The organism is Streptomyces sp. B5E4 (genome assembly GCF_039871555.1).
Lineage (GTDB): Bacteria > Actinomycetota > Actinomycetes > Streptomycetales > Streptomycetaceae > Streptomyces.
On record NZ_JBDPMI010000052.1, the window covers coordinates 1 to 16,869 of the forward strand.

A 16,869-nucleotide genomic window follows, 5' to 3' on the forward strand; every position below is an offset into this window, starting at 1 on the left:
ACCGGCTCAACACCCCGCCACACCCGCACTGTCAGACCACCCGCCTACCCTTGGGCGGGCGTGAGGGAAGAACCGCACGCACAGGGCACTGTCAGACCAGCCGCATACCCTCGGGCGGGCGTGAGGGTACGACCGGGCCGATCACGACCGGGCACTCGCCGGACGATGGTCCGGTAGGTCCTATGCCGCGGCCTGTACAGGCTCCCGCTCCCCTCCTCGCCTCACCACCAGCGACATCATCGCCGCCAGCGCGCACAGCCCGCCCGACACCAGCCACACCATGTCGTACGAGCCGGTCACGTCGCGTGCCACGCCGCCGAGCCAGGCGACGAGCGCGGCGCCTATCTGGTGGGAGGCGAGGACCCAGCCGAAGACGATCGCGCTGTCCTCGCCGAAGTGCGCGCGGCAGAGCGCGAGGGTGGGCGGGACGGTGGCGACCCAGTCGAGGCCGTAGAAGACGATGAAGAAGATCATCGGCGGGTGGATCGAGGGGCCGAGGAGCAGCGGCAGGAACATGAGGCTCAGGCCGCGGAGCCCGTAGTAGACGGCGAGCAGCCGGCGGGCGTCGTAGCGGTCGGTGAGCCAGCCGCTGGCGACGGTGCCGATGATGTCGAAGATGCCGACGAGCGCGAGGAGCGAGGCGGCCGCGGTCATGGCCATGCCGTGGTCGTGGGCGGAGGGCACGAAGTGGGTGCGGATGATGCCGTTGGTGGACGCGCCGCAGATCGCGAACGCGCCGCAGAGGAGCCAGAACGTACCGCTGCGGGAGGCGTCGCGCAGGACGCGCAGGGCTCGTCCCGCCGCGCCGCGCTGGGGCGGGGGCTTGGGGACGAACTCCTCGGAGCCGTAAGGGGCGAGGCCGACGTCGGCGGGGTGGTCGCGCAGGAGGAGCCAGACGAAGGGGACGGCGGCGGCGGAGACGAGGGCGACGGTGACCGTGGCCGGCCGCCAGCCGTGGGTCTCCACGACCCAGGACAGCAGGGGCAGGAAGACGAGTTGCCCGGAGGCGGTGGCGGCGGTGAGGAGGCCGGTGACGAGGCCCTTGTGCTTGACGAACCAGCGGTTGGTGACGGTGGCGGAGAAGGCGAGGGCCATGGAGCCGGCGCCGAGGCCGATGAGCAGGCCCCAGTAGAGGATCAGTTGCCAGCTCGCCGTCATCCAGTGGCTGAGCAGGGCGCCCGTGGCGATCATCAGGAGCGCCGCGGCCACCACGCGGCGTATCCCGAAGCGGTCCATGAGCGCGGCGGCGAAGGGGGCGGTGACGCCGTACAAGGTGAGGTTGACGGAGGCCGCGAGGCCGATCGTGCCGCGGGACCAGCCGAACTCGTCGTGCAGGGGGCCGATCAGCAGCCCGGGGAGCGCGACGAAGGAGGCGGCGGCCACGACGGTCACGAAGGTCACCGCCGCGACGAACCAGGCACGGTGCACGCGCCGCCGGGCGGGGCGCTTCACCGGCGCGGGAGCGCCGGTCCCGGCCTGGGTCCCGGCCTGGGTCCCGGCCTGGGTCCCGGTCCGGGTCCCGACCTCGGTCCCGCTCTGCGTCTCGGTCTCGGCTCGTGCGGAGGGCGTCGATGGCTGCGTCACCTGTCGAGGATGGCCCGGGGAGCACGCTCGAACGAGTGGCCCGAGGGCCAAGGTGTGCAAGGATCGGGCCATGGCTGATACACAGCGCCCCACCGCGGTGCAGGACCGACCGGTCTCGGTGCCCGTCTTCCGGCATCCCGAGCGGCATCCCGTCGCGGTCTTCGTACGGCACGGGATGCTGCCCATCGAGCTGGGGATCGTGCACCGGCTCTTCGGGCGGGCCGGGAGTGCGGCGGGGGATCCGCTGTACGAGGTCGTGACCTGCACGGTCGAGCCCGGTGAGGTGCGTACGGACGCGGACGTCAGCGTCAACGTACGGTACGGGCCCGAGGCGCTGGCACAGGCCCGTACCGTGATCGTGCCCGCGTCGCACGAGGCGGACGAGGCGTACACGCGCGGGCGGCTGCCCGCGGAGCTGGCGGACGCGCTGGCGTTCGTGCGGCCGGGGACGCGGCTCGCGTCGATCTGCACCGGGGCGTTCGTGCTCGCCTCCGCCGGGCTGCTCGACGGGCGGCCGGCGACGACGCACTGGGCGTCGGGGGACCGGTTCCGGGCGCTGTTCCCGAAGGTGCGCTTCGACCCCGACGTGCTGTACGTGGACGACGGCGACGTGCTGACGTCCGCGGGGGTGGCCTCCGGGGTCGACCTGTGCCTGCACATGATCCGGCACGACCACGGCTCCGCCGTGGCCAACGACGTGGCGCGGCGCACGGTCGTACCGCCGCACCGGGACGGCGGGCAGGCGCAGTTCGTCCGGCGACCGGTGCCGGAGCCGGCGGTGTCGACGACGGCGAAGGCGCGGGCGTGGGCGCTGGCGCGGCTGCACGAGCCGCTGGCGCTGCGGGACTTGGCGGCGTGCGAGTCGATGTCGGTGCGGACGTTCACGCGGCGGTTCCGGGACGAGGTGGGGATGAGCCCGGGGCAGTGGCTGACGGTGCAGCGGGTGGAGCGGGCGCGGCACTTGCTGGAGGACACGGATCTGCCGGTGGACCGGATCGCGGCGGACGCGGGGTTCGGCACGGCGGCGTCGCTGCGGCAGCACATGCAGACGGCGCTGGGCGTCTCACCCAGCGCGTACCGCCGCACCTTCCGCGCGGAGGCCGGCGCCGCGGTCGCCTGAGCCGGGACTGTCGGAGGGGCGACCTACCCTGGGGCGGGTGTGCGGGGAATGGGTGTGCGGGGAAGTGGGGGGATGTGCCGGTGCGTCGTCCGGCTCCGCGCTGTGGATGCTCAAGCCCCGTTCACCCGCCGCCAGTTCCGGCCTGAGCGCCAGTTCCTCGTCGTAGTCCCCGCCCCGCTCCGGCCGGTACGGCAGCGGCGTGGTCGTCCACAGACCCCGCAGCCGTTCCGCCAGCCCCGACGCCACCTGCGGGTACGCCTCCCGCGTCAGCCGGTCCGCGCCGTAGACGACGAACGGCGGCAGCGGCGCCATCCCCGTGTAGAAGAACGTGCCGTGGTGCAGCGGCCACAGCACCTCGTCGATGTGGCCGTGGATCCCTCGCGTGCCGAAGCTCGCCTCGCGCGCGCCGACCGACGTGACCACCATCGCGCGCTTCCCCGCCAGGCCCCCGTCCCCGTACCGCCGCGTCGTGCCCTCCGCGTCCTTGACCTTCGACGCCAGCCCCTGCACGAGCACCCGGTCGAACCACCCCTTGAGGATCGCGGGCGGCCCGAACCACCACAGCGGGAAGTGCACGATCAGCGCGTCCGCCCACGCCAGCTTCTCGTGCTCGGCCGCGATGTCGGGGCGCACCGTCCCGGCCCGCCAGGCGTCCTCCTGCGCGTCGCCGACCAGCAGGCGCCCGGCGTCACCGCGCGCGTGTTCGTCTGTGTGGTCGTCTGCGTAGTCGTCGGCGTCGAGTACGGCCTTGAAGCCCATGGCGTACAGATCGCTCTGTCGGACCTCGTGCCCCGCGGCGCGCAGCGCGCGGATGCCGTCGTCGCGGAGTGCGGCGTTGAGGGAGCGGTGTTCGGGGTGGGCGAAGAGCCAGAGGACGTTCATGCTTCGAGCTTCGCGCCGCCGGGGGCCGGGGACGAGAGCCGTATCGCCATCATTCGCAAGAATCGCGCCACGTACGACGTGCCCCACGCCACGCACACCCGAGAGAGGGTCGAGTGGCGGCGCGCCCGTGCAACCCCGAGCCCTGCACGGCGAACCGCCACCCGGCACCGGCGGATGGGGACTTACGCCGGATGCGCGACCCGCCTTCGCCAAGGGCGTCCGACCGGCCGGCAGCCCTCGGCGTCCCCTCACGACGAATCGCTGCCCACCAGGGTGATCAGGCCTGTACGACTCGTCAACACCTCTTCCCCGCCGGAGGTGTCACGTGCTGTTCGTGCCGGCGCGTGCGTGTTCGTGTGCGCCCGCGAAGAGCGCGCCGTCCGCGCCGTCCGTGCGCTCCCCGGGCGGCGGGGCGAAGGCACAGGCGCGGTCGATCTCGCACCAGATGACCTTGCCGAATCCTTCCGCCTGCCACCCCCAGCGGTCGGCGATGGCGTCGACCAGCTCCAACCCCCGGCCGTGCGTCTCGTACTCCTGCGCGCGCCGCTGCCGTGGCGGGGCGGGGCAGGTGTCGACGACCTCCACCCGGTAGGGGCCGCAGTCCGCGGCCGACGCGGGGAGGGCGAGGCGCAGCTCGGCGGGGCGGTCGGTGTGCACGACGGCGTTGGTGACCAGCTCCGAGACGAGCATCACCAGCGACTCGGCGTACGGCTCGTCGGCCGTCGCCCCGATCCACGCCAGCCGCGCCCGCGTCCACCGCCTGGCCCGGCCGACCTCGACCGGGTCGGGCCATAGCTTGAGCTGTACCTGCAGGGTCTGCACCGCTCACACCATCCTCGGGATCACGCTGCGTGATCTCTCTGCCGTCCAGGATGATTGACGTAGCGTCACGGCAACAAGCGCTTCGGGCATATCCCAGCGCGAAAGAGTGCGCGTGCGGCATACTGTGCGACGCTCGCGGCCGACGGTCGAACGCCGGTCCGACGTCGACCACTCATGCTGCTGTGACCTTGTACGAGTCCGGCAATTCCGCACCGCCCCGGCCACCGATTCGCGGGCCGCGGGTCCGTGTCGCCGCATGACAACTCGCACCCGATGAAGGGTAGTGGAGTCGGGGCCGACTTCGTACCGTAACGGAAGAGTTCCCCCAAGCGTGTTGGGGCTCTGCCCAGTTTCGGCACTCTCCGTAGTCGAATCGCCGCCTCCCCCCTCTTGTGTGGGCTGCCCTCGATGTATAACTTCTTATACATGAGCGAGCAGGTCCACAACAGACTGGCGGTGATCCGCGCAGAGCGGAGCGTGTCGCGGAAGCAGTTGGCCGAGGCCGTCGGCGCGCACTACCAGACGATCGGGCACATCGAACGCGGGCAGTACAACCCGAGCCTCGACCTCGCTCTGCGCATAGCGGAGTACTTCGAACTGCCGGTGGAAGTGCTGTTCGCCCTCCGGCCGTTCCGCCCGCTCAGCGACGAGCTGTACGGGCCGGGCAGAGCGGGCAGGAACGACGACAAGCACGACAGCGCAGACAGGGGAGCACGATGACCCAGTCCACGACCGAGCGGCCCCACGGGGGCGCGCAGCAGGCCACGAAGTACGACCGCGCGATGTTCCGCGTCATGAACGACCCCGCCGCGCGCCCGGTGTTCGCCACCGCAGGGCGGCGCCGCGCCGTCGTGGGGGCGCACGTGGCGCTCACGGGCGCGACGCTGACGTGCGTCACCCTGCTGTACAGCCGCGACGATGCCTGGCTCATCGCGCCGTTGGCGGCCCTGCTGCCGCTGTGGATGGTCGCCACCGGCGTGCTGAACGGCGGCACGCGCGGCCTGCTGGAGCTGCGTACCCGGATGCTGGACGAGCGGCAGCGCGCCGAGCGCGACCGCGCGGGGGCCGTGGCGCACCGGGCGGCGACGGTGCTGCTGGCCGTGGCGGCAGGGGTGTTCGTGCTGGCCGAGGCGGTGGGCGCGGACGGGCTGCCGGGGGTGCCGGCGGTGTGGGTACTGGTGTACGCGCTGGCGATGGTGTGGCTGATGCCGCTGTGGGTCGCCGGGCTCCAGGCCCGTGACGAGCCCGCGGACGAGCCCGAGGAGGCCGAGTAGGACCAATTCCCCCGTCGGCTACGCCGACAGGGGTTCCGCCGTGCCGCTCGTCGCGTCGTCCACGTCCGCGTACACCGCGAACAGCCGCCGTACGCCCAGCGCCGCGAACACCCGGTTCACGTGCGCCCCGCCGGAGACCGTGGTCCCCGAGACGCCCCCGGACGCGCCCACCCCGCCGTCAGCCGGCAGGATCAGGCGGAACTCGCCCCCGCAGGAACTCAGCAGCCGGCGGGCCGCGATGAGCACGCCGACACCGCTGGAGTCGCAGAAGCGGACCGCGGAGAGGTCGAGGACGAGGCGGCGGCGGCCCTCGGCGACGGCGTCGTGCACGTGCTGCCGCACGCGGGGCGAGGTGACCAGGTCCAGCTCACCGCAGACCCACAGTACGTACCAGTCGCCTCGGTTGTCGGTGGTCACCTGGAGCAAAGACACCCGGTCGCAGTCCTTCCGTCGCCTGTCAGCCTGTCGTGCCCGCTCGCCTGCCCGATTCGCTCATTTGCAATCTGCTGTGTTGCACGTGTCACCTGCTGTGCCCACAGCACACAAGATGAAACACCGACCCTATGCGCAATCGCCCCACACGTCCCCCGCATTCCGGTCAGCACTGGATAACCGTTGGCAATTCGTTGCCTTCTGTTGCACGTCATGCGGTACGGATAACGCTCCTGGGGCGTACGCCCCACTTCCCGGCGCTACATTCGTTGACACCGGTAACCAGGGGGCGGGCGACGGATAGGGGGCCGCATGGCGCACGGCACCGGACCGCACGGCACCGGACAGGACGCCGTCCCGCCGCGCTGGAACCGCAAGATGCAGCAGCGGCTCGCGCGCGGCGAGGCCGCGGCGCTCAGCGAGCTGTACGACCGCTTCGCGCCCCTCGTCTACGGCCTCGCGCAGCGCGTTCTGGAGAACGAGGAGGAGGCGAGCGGCGTGCTGGCCGAGGTGTTCTCGTACGTCTGGCAGCACCCGGACGCCTACGACCCGAAGCGCGGCCAACTGCGGGCCTTCCTCGCGAGTCTCGCGCACAAGCACGCCGTGCGGCGGCTGCGCTGGGCCGTGATCCAGGCGGGCGCGGCCGGGGAGATCGAGGACAGCGAGGAGCGCATCCGCGCCGTCTCCGCGGCCGCCCGCGCCGACTACATCGTCACGTCCATGCCGGAACCGCAGCGCGCCGCGCTGGAACTGGCGTACTTCAAGCGCCGCGACTACCGCCAGACGGCCGAGGAATTGGGCGTCTCCGCCGACGAGGCCCGCCGCCGGCTCCGCTTCGGGCTGCAGATGCTCGCCACCGCCCACACCGGGGCCGGGCGGCCTTCATGATCATGGGCCCCTACGACCACGGCCGGCTGAAGTCCCTGCTCGGCGCGTGGGCGCTGGCGGCCTGCGCACCCGAGGAGACCGCCGCCGTAGAGGCGCACTTGACCGACTGCGCGCCCTGCGCGGACGAAGCGCTCCGGCTGCGCGATGCCGTACGCCTCCTGCACCCGCACGACAACCTCGACATGGACCCGGCGCTGCGCAGCCGGGTGCTGGAGCTGTGCCTGACGCGGCGGATGCCGGGGATCCCGATGCCGGGCTGGTCCGCGCCGTACGACGCCGAGGCGGCCCGGCTCGACGCGCTGCTGGCCGACATGACCGAGGCGGACTGGGGCGCTCCCGTACAGCTCGCCTGGTACGACGACGACCGGCCGGCGGTCCGCGAGACGTCGGTGGCCGGTGTCATCGGCCATCTCCTGGCCGTGGACGGCCTGCTGGCCCTCGTGCTCGGCCTCCCCGACCCGCTCGCCGCGGGGGCGCCCGCCGGCGGGGTCCACCCGCGCACGGTCGCCTCCCCCGCCGAGCGCACCGAGGCGCTGTGGCGGGTGGCCGCCTCGTCGTACACGGAACAGCAGTCGCTCGCACGGGAGTTCCGGCGCAAGCACGCGAGCAAGATGCGCGGGGAGTGGCGGGACCAGACGTACAAGCTGATACGGACCGCGGGGTTCGCCGGCAGCAACATCGCCGAGGTTCAGGTGCCGTACGGCGGCGGGGTGACGCTGCCGGTGCGCGACGCCTTCGTGGACCGGGCCTTCGAGTGCTGGGTGCACGCCTGGGACATCGCCGAGGCGGTGGACTACCCGTACGTGCCGCCGACGCCCGAACACATGCACCTCATGATCGACCTGGCGGCGCGGCTGCTGCCGAAGAGGCTGGCCGACCGGCGCCGCTCGGGGCGCGCGGCGCCGCCGCGGACGCTGGTGGCGGCGGGGGCGCCGGGCCGCACGCTGCACCTGGAGATCGAGGGCAAGGGCGGCGGGAACTGGTACCTCCCGCTGGACTCGCCGGGGGCGGTCGCGGGTCCTGAACGGACGGTGGCCCATGTGGCGCTGGAGGGCCTGGAGTTCTGCCGGCTGGCGGCGGGGCACGTGTCGCCCGCGGAGGCGGCGGTGGGGCGCGACGGGGAGCGCGAGGCGGTGGAGGACTTCCTGTACGCGACGGCGTCGCTGTCGCGGCTGTAGGCCGCCGAGCGTGGGCCGAGCGGGCCGAAAAGGCCGCCGTGGGCGCGGTGGAGCGGCCTGCGGGCGCGCAGGGCGTTTACCGGGGCGTACGAGACCGCGGGCCGTGCAGTGTCCCGCGTCGCGGGCGCGGAGGAGCTACGCGAAGACCACCGTGCGCGTGCCGTTCAGCAGCACCCGGTGCTCGCTGTGCCACTTCACCGCGCGCGCCAGCGCCTGGCACTCCACGTCCCGGCCGACCGCCACCAACTGCTCCGGCGTCACCTCGTGCCCGACCCGCTCGACCTCCTGCTCGATGATCGGGCCCTCGTCCAGATCCGCCGTCACGTAGTGCGCGGTGGCGCCGATCAGCTTCACCCCGCGCGCGTGCGCCTGGTGGTACGGCTTCGCGCCCTTGAAGCTCGGCAGGAAGGAGTGGTGGATGTTGATGATCCGCCCCTCCAACTGCTTGCACAGGTCGTCGGAGATCACCTGCATGTAGCGTGCGAGGACCACCAGCTCGACGTCCTCGGCCCGGACCAGCTCCAGCAGCCGCTGCTCCGCCTCCGCCTTGGTGTCCTTGGTGACCGGCAGGTGGTGGAAGGGGATGCCGTAGGAGCCGACCAGCTCCTCGAAGTCGGTGTGGTTGGAGACCACGGCCGCGATCTCCACCGGCAGCGCGCCGATGCGGGCGCGGAACAGCAGGTCGTTCAGGCAGTGCCCGAACTTGCTGACCATGAGCAGCACCCGCATCTTCGTGCCCTGCTCGTGGATCTGCCAGTCCATCGCCCACGACTCCGCCACCGCCGCGAAGCTGGCCCGCAGCTTGTCGACGTTCGCCTGCGGCTCGGCGGAGAAGTGCACCCGCATGAAGAACAGGCCCGTGGTGGGGTCGCCGTACTGCTGGCTGTCCTCGATGTTGCAGTCCGTCATGAACAGATAACTGGAGACTGCATGCACGATGCCCTTTTTGTCCGGGCAGGACAGCGTCAGTACGTACTCGCTCATGGGCCTACGATCCCACACCCGTCAGGCGGCGCCCGTCATGATCGCCAGCACTTCGAGGGAGCGCGGCGGGGCGTCCGGGTCGTCACCGTCGGCCTCCGCGAGCCGCACGTGCGCCTCGCGCGCCGCGCGCACGGCCTCGGGCCACGCGTGGTTCTCCATGTACGCGGAGACCGGCGAGTCCGCGCCGACCTGGTGCATGATGCGCAGCACGCGCAGCACGGCGACGTCGACGAGCGCGGCCTCGCGGGAGTCGCGGAAGATCGTCCCGACGTACTTCTCCGCCGACCAGTTGTCCAGCCAGGTGTCCTCGACGAGGCGGTAGACGGCATCGGTGACGTCCCCGTACCCCGCCGTCCCCGGGGCCCAGTGCTCCCGCTGGAAATCCTGGTCGGAGAGCATGTGCAGCGCGGAACGCACATTGGCGCGCCAGCGCCACCACGGCATGTCGTTGATGGGCATGGGCACCATGGTGGAGTAACGGCGGTCGCGGCGGGAAGCCCTTTCGCCGACGGGACCGCCGGCGTCCCTTCCGGTGCCGTGCGCGGGGCTCACAGTTGCGTCGCCTGGCGCTGCGTGAGGCCGTACTCGTCCGCGATCGGGTTCCAGAGTCCGGCCGCCTCCTCCTTGGCGGTGGTGGCCTCGCCGCTGGCGCTGTTGCCCGCCGACAGGTGGTTCCCGCCGCCGCCGCAGCCCTTGCCGCGCTTGGCGGCGTCGGCCCAGGCGGCGTAGTGGTCGTCGGCGGAGGCGCTGGCGTTCCAGGCGTCGGTGAGCGAGCGGGTCAGGTCCTCGTGCGACGGCAGCTTGTCGACGCTCAGGTCCGAGAGCCGGGTGACGAGGTCGCGGCGCTGTCCCGCCGCGTCGCGCAGGTCCTTGGCGGCCTTGCCGAGCGCCTTGCACTCGCGGATGTTCGCGACCGAGCTGATCACGGCGTCGCGGCTGTCGTTGCTCTCGGCGAGCAGCGCGTCCAGTTCCTCGGCCTGCGCCTTGGCGGGGTCGTCCTCGACCGGCTTCTCGCCGCCGTCGTCACCGCCGCCGCCGTCGTCCTCGCCGCCCGGGTCCTTCTCGGCGCTGGCGCTCGGGGTGGCGCCGCTGGCGGAGTCGCCGCCGCCGTCGCCGCTGCTGAGGAGCCAGCCGGCGGTGATGCCGACGGCGGCGCAGGCGGCGGTGCCGATGGCGATGGCGGCCCAGCGGGGGATGCCGCCGCGGCGCTCGTCGTCATCGTCGTAGTAGCGGCCGCCTCCGCCCGGACCGCCGCCGGTGCCGTACGGGCCGGGGGGCGGTCCTGCGGGGTGGGCGCCGGGCTGCTGGGCGCCGTACGGGGGCCGGCCCGCGGGGGCGCCGCCGGGGCGGACCGGGGGGAGCCGCTGCGTGGCGCCGGCGTCGGCGCCGGGGGCACCTGGCCCGCCGGGGGTGTCGCGGAACAGGCCCTCGAACTGCGTGTGCACCGGCGCCGCATGGCGGCGCGAGCGCGGGGAGTCCTCGTCGAAGGACGGCGGGGAGAACGGCGGCTGGGCCGGGGGCTGCGCCGGCGGGGCGCCGGGGTGCGGGGGCGGCTGCTCGGCGCCGGCCTGCGGGTCGTACGCGCCGGGCCGGGGGTCCTCGTACGGCCCCGGGAGCGAGGGGATGAGCTGGGTGGCGTCGGAGTCGTCCCCGGGTCTCTGCGGCGGTGCGGCGGCGACCGGCGGTATGAGCTGGGTCGCGGCCGCGTCGTCCGCGGCGCCCGGCGGCGGTCCCGCAGGCGGCTGCTGCGGAGGGCCGCCGTACGGCGGCTGGGGCGCGGCACCGGGGTGGCCCGTGGCGGCCGCGGCCTCCGGGCCGCCGAGGGCGCCGGGGGTGCCCGGCGCGCCCGGGGTGGCCTGGAGGGGCCAGGGCTGCCGGTCGGCCGGCGGGGCGCCCGGCGGCTGCGGGCGCTCCGGACGGTTGCCGAGGTGACGTATCTGCTGCGTCGACTCGTCCTCGGTCTCCGCGGCGGCCGCGGCCGGGGACGGGTCCTGCGCCCACCACGGCTCGCCGCCCGGGGGCGGCCCGGCGCCGTCCGACGCGGGGGGCACCGCTCCCGCGCGCTCCTCGCGCCGGGGCTCGCTGCCGTGTCCGTCGTGGGTCAACGGGACTCCTCATGGGTACGGACTCTGACCGTCCGGACACTACCTGCTCGGTGCCGCGGTGAGCCAAGAGCCCAGCCCATGGCACCGGGCGGCGAACTCCCGTACCGCCGGCTCCGCCTCGTACGGCTCCAGGCTCCGCGCCAGCCGCGCCAGTTCGGCCGCCGCCCGGCCGGAGGCCAGCCCGTCGAGCAGCCGCAGCGCCCGCGCGCCCGTACGGCACGCCTGCGCCGGCTCCCGGCGCCCGCTCTGCGCCCGCGCCAGCGCGACGAGCGCCAGGCAGCGCAGCCGCGCCGACGACTCGGGCAGCCCGGCGAGCGCCTCCTCCGCTCGCCGCTGCGCGGCCTCGTAGCGGCCCAGTTCGAGCAGGGCACAGGCCAGTTCGTAGGCGAGGGCGGGGGGGCCGAAGCGGGCCAGCCAGGCGGGTTCGCGCCCGCGCGCCGGGTCGCGTGCGTGATCCCGTACGCCGCCCGTCGCGCCGGTCGCACCCGGGGGCCCCGCCGCACCCGGGGCACCCGCCGCGGCCGTCGTGCCCGCCGGGCCCGCCGCGCCCGGCGGGCGCGTTCCGCCCGACTCCGCCTGCTCCATCGAGGCCCGTGCCCGTCCTGCCGCATCCCGGAACGCCGCCTCGTCGCCGAGGCCCGCCGCGCCCCGCGCCTCGGCGGCGCTGAACAGCGCCTCGGCGCGCGGCGGCACGCGGTCGCGGGTGCCCTCGCGGGCGGTACGGGCCAGTTGGACGACCTCGCGGTGGTTGCCCAGCGCCGCGGCCAGCCGGCTCATGCCGGCGGCCAGGACGTAGCCGCCGAAGGCGCGGTCGCCGGCGGCGTCGGCGAGGCGCAGGGCCTGGACGTAGTAGCGCTGCGCGACGCCCGGCAGGCCCGTGTCGGCGGCCATGCCGCCGGCCAGTTCGGTCATCCGGGCGGCGGCGGCGAGGAGTTCGCGGCCGGTGGTGTCGTCGTAGCGGCCGGCGAGCAGGCCGGAGACGACGGAGTTGAGGTAGTGCACCGTCACCGGCCGGTAGTGGCCGCTGCCGTACCGGCGGTCGAGGGTGGCGAGGGTGGCGGTGGTCTCCCGGACGGCGATCACGTCCGTACGGGTGACGGGCCGGCCCGAGGTACGGGCCAGGGGCGGGCCCGGCGCGCTGATCAGCCAGTCGCGGCTGGGCTCGACGAGCGCGGAGGCCACGGGGGTCGCGCGGGTCAGCACCTCGCGCCTGCCCACGTCGGCGCGCCACAGCTCGCAGACCTGCTCGACGGCGGCGGTGACGGTCGGGGCGTAGATGAGCCCCAGGGCGGTGCCGGAGTGCCGGGAGTCGGCCATGCCGACCTCGTCCAGGGTGACCGCGCGGCCGAGCTTGCGCCCCAGCGCCTCGGCGATCATCGCGGGCGCCTGGCCGCGGGGGCGCTGACCCCGCAGCCAGCGGGCCACGGAGGTCTTGTCGTAGCGCAGGTCGAGGCCGTGTTCCCGGCCGCACATGTTGACGCGGCGGGCCAGCCCCGCGTTGGAGCAGCCGGCCTCTTCGATCACCACCTGAAGTCGTACGTTGGGCGTGCGTGCCTCGATTGGCCTGGCGGCCATGGGTAGTCCTCCCTCAGGGGGCCGTGCGCGGCCGGTTCCTGGCAGAACCGACAGGACGATCATTTCCCGCGAAATAAGCGGAAAACGCCATGCCCCCTCCCCGCGCATCCGTGCGCCCCGCTGCCGTAACGTTGCTGCGGGCGAACCCTCCGAGGGCCCGTAACCCCTGCTCACGGCTGGAGTTGAGCCGTTCGTGAAGGAGACCCTGGGAGCAGAGGCGACGCACGTACCCCGACAGGAGAACCCGCGCGAGCAGAGCGAAGAACTGCTGTCCGCAGCGCTGCAGTACGCGGAGGACCGGCGCTGGGACGTCGTGCCGGGTACATGGATGGAAACCGACGACGGGGCCGGCGCACCGCGGTGCTCCTGCGGCGACACGGCGTGCCACGCGCCGGGCGCACACCCCGCGCGGCGCGACTGGAAGGCAGCCGCAACGGCCAGCGCCACCACCCTGCGCCGCATGTGGTCGAAGCACCCGCGGGCGGCCGTACTGCTGCCCACCGGGCGGGCGTTCGACGTCGTCGACGTGGCGGAGGGCGCCGGCTGCCTGGCGCTGGCCCGCCTGGAACGGGGGCGCACGGAGCTGGGCCCGGTGGCGGCGACGCCGGACCGGCGGATGTACTTCTTCGTCCTCCCGGGCGCCACGCCGAAGGTGATCGACGGCCTGCACGCGCTGGGCTACGCCTCGTCGGCGTCCCTGGACCTGGCGGTACGCAGCGAGGGCGACTGGGCGGCGGCGCCGCCGACACGGTTCGCGATGAGCGGGCCCGTGCAGTGGATCCGGCGGCCGACGGTGTCGAACGCGTACCTGCCGGACGTGGCCGGCTTGATCAGCACACTGGCGTACGCGTGCGGCCGCGAGCGCGTAGGAGCGCGCCGGAGGGCGTAACGCCCCGCGCGGCTGCCGCCCGCGCCCTCCGCGCCCCGCCGGACCCGTCGCGGGTGCCTAGCCGGCCGCCCCGGCGGTCCCGGCCTGGGCGCGCCAGCCCGGGAGCAGTTCGTCCAGCAGGGCTTCCGTCCGCGGCGGCAGGCCGCGGGCGCCGTGGAGGGCCGCGGAGCGGTCGAGGAGGTCGGAGGCGGTGGCCTCCAGGCGGGTGGTCTCGCCGGTGGCGTGGACCGCGCGCAGGAGTTCGTTCCACAGGCGCTCGTCCGCCGGGGCGACGACCAGCGCCGCCTGCACCGCCGCGACCGCGCCGTCCGCCTGGCCCGACTCGCGGCGCAGCGCGGACAGCGCCAGTCCCGCGTCGGCGACGAGCAGCGGCAGTTGGGCCTCCACGATCTCGTTCGACAGCCAGCCGTACCGCCCCTGCGGCCGGTCCGCGAGCAGCGGGCCCGCGGCCAGCGCCAGCGCGTCGTTCAGCAGCCGCTCGCGCGTCTGCGGGCTCGACTGCCGCATGGGGTCGGTCGCTTCGAGGTGCAGCGTGCGCAGCACGTCCCAGTCGGAGACGACCGACGTGGACAGCGCCAGCCGCCCGTCCGCGTCCGGCGCGAGCCGCGCCGCGCCCGAGGGGTCCCGGCCCAGCCAGGTGACCAGCCGCTCCACGAAGGCGTCGCGCACGTCGTCCGTCACGCCGCGCGGCCACAGCGCCGCCGCGAGCACCTGCGGGTGCACGCCCTCGCGGTGGAACAGCAGCAGCGCCAGCGCCTCCCGCAGCAGCGGGCTGCGCTCGCCGTCCGGCTCGGTCAGGCCGATGACCTCGTACGAGCCGAGCAGCCGCGCGTACACCGCGGGCCGCCCCTGCTCCGACAGGTCCACGGTGAACCCGACCTCGCCGGCCGCGCGCGTGACGGAGATCCCGCGCCCGTCCGTGCCGCTGGTCGCCGCCGCCTCGACCTCCACCTGCGAGAAGAGCTCCACCAGCGCCTCGTGCTGCTCCTGCGGCAGCCGCTGCGCGGCCAGCTCCAGGCCCAGCAGCGGGGCGCGCAGCACCCCGTCGCGGGTGATCTCGAACTCCCAGGAGGCACCGGCCAGTTCCTCCTGGCCGGTACCGACGAGGTAGCCGATGCCCAGGCGCGAGGAGCCGCCCGCAAGATGCGCGAGCCGGTCGGCCTCGGCGGCGGTGGGCTCGGTGGCGACGATGACGAGGTGCGGGGCCCACTGCGTCCGGCCCGTCTGCCCGGCGCGGCCGGTGAGCACGCTGTCGTGGCCGGCGTTGCCCAGTGCGTTGGCACGCTGCGCGGACTCGGCCTCCATGACCTCGATGAGCGCCGGGACGTCCTCCAGGTAGCGCACGCGCGTCGGCGCCAGCTCCGTCAGCCGCTCGCCGAAGCCGACGACGGTCACCGACATCCGGTCCGACCACCCGTTCGTGGCCAGCTCCGCGGCGATCGACGACAGCACCGCGAGCCGGTCGGCGGGCGCGCCCTTGACGGCGGCGATGCCGGGGACGGCCTCCAGGTTCAGCAGCAGCCGGGCCTCCTCGCGGGTGCCGAGGCTGGCCAGACCGGGGTACGGGGCCGCCGCGTCGTCGGCCTCGTCGGGCTGCGGGTAGCTCTCGATGTCGGCGCGGTCGATGCGCCAGAACGTCTGGTCCTGCCCGGTACGCCACGGGGCGGGCGGCTCGCCGGCCACACCGGCCAGTTGCAGGTAGAGGTCGGCGTCGGTCAGCCAGGCGGCGTAGATCGTGGGCAGCGGGCGGGCGGCCTCGGTCAGCGAGGCGGACAGGCCGCGCAGGGCGCGGTCGAGGAACCGTACGCCGCCGGGGTCGGCGCCCACGAGCAGCGCGTCGCGGGCGAGCGCGGCGCGCCCGGTGGGCTCCGCGCCCGTACGGCCCGCGCCGCCGGACTGGAACGCCGCCTGCCACAGCGCCTGCCGGCGCCGCCGGCTCAGCGCGCCGAGCACACCGGCGGCGAGCAGCGGCGCGGCGATGAGCACCTCCGGCAGGCCGATGCCGCCGCCGTCGCCCTGCACCTCCGGGGCCGCCGTGTCGCCGCGATCGCCGCGGTCGGCGTCGCCGCCGTCGCTCTCGCGGGTCGGGATCTGCTGGACCGACTGCTCGCCGCCGCGGTCGCCGGAGTCACGGTCGACGGCGGGGGTGTCGGGCACGAGGCGTTCGCCGCGGCCGGAGGTGGCCTGCCGGTCGTCGCCGCCCGAACCGCGCTCGTCGAGGGTGGGACTGGACTTGTCGTACTCGTTGATCTGCTCGGCCTCGGACTTCGACACCTCGTTGCGCTCGTCGGGCATCTCGACCAGGTCGCCGCCGCGCGCGTCGGCGGGCATCTCCATGATCCAGCCGGGGCGGATCAGGCTGGCCTGGCTGAGCTTGGAACCGTCGGGCTGGATGCGGTCCTTGTTGAGCTGGTAGATCTCGCCGTAGCGGCGGCCGTCGCCCAGGTGCCGCTCGGCGATCTCCCACAGCGAGTCGTGGTGGCGGCCCTCGGGCGGCTGGATGCGGTAGAACTTCGTGTCCCGCTCGGCCTGTTCGCGGGTGTCCTTCCGCACCTCGCCGCCGGCGCCCTGGCCCTGCGGCGTCTCGACGTCCACGGCGGGCCTGGCGGTGTCGACCTGCTGGCCCGGGGTCTGCTGGGCGGCGGCGACCGGCGGCGGCTTGTGCTGGTCGAGCTGCTGGCCGAGCTGGGAAAGGCCCGGCGCGAAGCTGGCGGCGCCGGCGGTCAGCAGCAGCACGGCGGCGACGAGCTGGCGGGCGAGCGCCTGGCTGGCGCCGGAGCCCGGCACCCGTCCCGGCATGCCCATCCCGGAGACGGCGGCCTTGGCCTCGACGAGCACACAGGCGGCGAACTGCGCCCAGGCCAGCCAGACGACGACCGCGAAGACCTTCACGAAGACGTCGGCGGTGACGTCCTCGTTGAGCATGCTGAGGGAGGGCGCCGAGTGGGGCAGCGGCCAGCCGACGAAGGAGGCGAGCGCGCCCGGCACGCCGACGACGAGGACCACGAGCGCGAGAAAGGCGAAGAACGCCCTGACGACGTCGCCGAAGGTCCTGCGCCGGATGCGTACCGGTACCGGAGTCCTGTTCGCGCTGCTGCGTGCCATCGCTGGTCCTGAGCCCTCCCGGTAGGCGCGG

Annotated in this window: 15 protein-coding genes; 6 read left to right on the forward strand and 9 right to left on the reverse strand. The window is 74.2% G+C overall.

The window, feature by feature from the left end:
* Positions 1 to 180: 180 nt before the first annotated feature.
* Complete coding sequence (locus tag ABGA99_RS35415; RefSeq protein ID WP_347581697.1) at positions 181 to 1,452, reverse strand: MFS transporter; 1,272 nt, start codon at positions 1,450 to 1,452, stop codon at positions 181 to 183.
* Between the two features lie 307 nt (positions 1,453 to 1,759).
* Between ABGA99_RS35415 and ABGA99_RS35420 the strand changes: the two genes are divergently transcribed.
* Positions 1,760 to 2,704, forward strand: a complete 945-nt coding sequence (locus tag ABGA99_RS35420) for a helix-turn-helix domain-containing protein (protein WP_347584235.1) — start codon at positions 1,760 to 1,762, stop codon at positions 2,702 to 2,704.
* On the opposite strand, the gene ABGA99_RS35425 is transcribed toward ABGA99_RS35420, so the two are convergent.
* Both ABGA99_RS35425 and ABGA99_RS35430 read right to left on the reverse strand, forming a co-directional pair.
* Positions 2,648 to 3,586 (reverse strand): NAD(P)H-dependent oxidoreductase, encoded by a 939-nt coding sequence (locus ABGA99_RS35425; protein WP_347584226.1) that lies wholly within the window; start codon positions 3,584 to 3,586, stop codon positions 2,648 to 2,650. The genes ABGA99_RS35420 and ABGA99_RS35425 overlap by 57 nt on opposite strands.
* A 321-nt stretch (positions 3,587 to 3,907) precedes the next feature.
* Positions 3,908 to 4,408 (reverse strand): ATP-binding protein, encoded by a 501-nt coding sequence (locus ABGA99_RS35430; RefSeq protein ID WP_347584227.1) that lies wholly within the window; start codon positions 4,406 to 4,408, stop codon positions 3,908 to 3,910.
* 426 nt (positions 4,409 to 4,834) lie between these two features.
* Between ABGA99_RS35430 and ABGA99_RS35435 the strand changes: the two genes are divergently transcribed.
* Both ABGA99_RS35435 and ABGA99_RS35440 read left to right on the forward strand, forming a co-directional pair.
* Complete coding sequence (locus tag ABGA99_RS35435) at positions 4,835 to 5,128, forward strand: helix-turn-helix transcriptional regulator (RefSeq protein WP_347581674.1); 294 nt, start codon at positions 4,835 to 4,837, stop codon at positions 5,126 to 5,128.
* Entirely contained in the window at positions 5,125 to 5,682 is a 558-nt protein-coding gene (locus ABGA99_RS35440) for a hypothetical protein (RefSeq protein WP_347584228.1), read from the forward strand. The genes ABGA99_RS35435 and ABGA99_RS35440 overlap by 4 nt, the downstream gene beginning before the upstream one ends.
* 18 nt (positions 5,683 to 5,700) lie before the next feature.
* On the opposite strand, the gene ABGA99_RS35445 is transcribed toward ABGA99_RS35440, so the two are convergent.
* A complete protein-coding gene (locus tag ABGA99_RS35445; protein WP_347584236.1) occupies positions 5,701 to 6,108 on the reverse strand; it encodes an STAS domain-containing protein in 408 nt (135 codons plus the stop codon).
* A gap of 318 nt (positions 6,109 to 6,426) precedes the next feature.
* Here ABGA99_RS35445 and ABGA99_RS35450 point away from each other — a divergent pair, with 318 nt between their 5' ends.
* Both ABGA99_RS35450 and ABGA99_RS35455 read left to right on the forward strand, forming a co-directional pair.
* Positions 6,427 to 7,002 (forward strand): sigma-70 family RNA polymerase sigma factor, encoded by a 576-nt coding sequence (locus tag ABGA99_RS35450; protein ID WP_347581676.1) that lies wholly within the window; start codon positions 6,427 to 6,429, stop codon positions 7,000 to 7,002.
* On the forward strand, positions 6,999 to 8,180 hold the full coding sequence (locus tag ABGA99_RS35455) for a zf-HC2 domain-containing protein (protein ID WP_347581677.1): 1,182 nt from the start codon (positions 6,999 to 7,001) through the stop codon (positions 8,178 to 8,180). The genes ABGA99_RS35450 and ABGA99_RS35455 overlap by 4 nt, the downstream gene beginning before the upstream one ends.
* Positions 8,181 to 8,315: 135 nt before the next feature.
* Here ABGA99_RS35455 and purU read toward each other — a convergent pair whose 3' ends face one another.
* The 4 genes from purU to ABGA99_RS35475 form a co-directional block, all read right to left on the reverse strand.
* The gene (purU, locus tag ABGA99_RS35460) at positions 8,316 to 9,164 is read right to left on the reverse strand and encodes a formyltetrahydrofolate deformylase (protein ID WP_347581678.1); all 849 of its coding nucleotides are present in this window, start codon (positions 9,162 to 9,164) and stop codon (positions 8,316 to 8,318) included.
* 21 nt (positions 9,165 to 9,185) lie between these two features.
* Positions 9,186 to 9,623 carry a hypothetical protein gene (locus ABGA99_RS35465; RefSeq protein ID WP_347581679.1) on the reverse strand — a complete coding sequence of 146 codons (438 nt, stop codon included), beginning with the start codon at positions 9,621 to 9,623 and terminating at the stop codon, positions 9,186 to 9,188.
* An 89-nt stretch (positions 9,624 to 9,712) separates the two neighbouring features.
* Positions 9,713 to 11,269, reverse strand: coding sequence for a hypothetical protein (locus ABGA99_RS35470; protein ID WP_347581680.1), 1,557 nt, complete (start codon positions 11,267 to 11,269; stop codon positions 9,713 to 9,715).
* 39 nt (positions 11,270 to 11,308) lie between these two features.
* Positions 11,309 to 12,844, reverse strand: a complete 1,536-nt coding sequence (locus ABGA99_RS35475) for a transcriptional regulator (RefSeq protein WP_347584229.1) — start codon at positions 12,842 to 12,844, stop codon at positions 11,309 to 11,311.
* Positions 12,845 to 13,037: 193 nt separating this feature from the next.
* On the opposite strand from ABGA99_RS35475, the gene ABGA99_RS35480 reads away from it, so the two are divergent.
* Positions 13,038 to 13,733, forward strand: a complete 696-nt coding sequence (locus tag ABGA99_RS35480) for a bifunctional DNA primase/polymerase (protein ID WP_347581682.1) — start codon at positions 13,038 to 13,040, stop codon at positions 13,731 to 13,733.
* A gap of 57 nt (positions 13,734 to 13,790) precedes the next feature.
* Here ABGA99_RS35480 and ABGA99_RS35485 read toward each other — a convergent pair whose 3' ends face one another.
* Positions 13,791 to 16,838, reverse strand: coding sequence for a BTAD domain-containing putative transcriptional regulator (locus ABGA99_RS35485; RefSeq protein ID WP_347584230.1), 3,048 nt, complete (start codon positions 16,836 to 16,838; stop codon positions 13,791 to 13,793).
* Between the last annotated feature and the right edge of the window lie 31 nt (positions 16,839 to 16,869).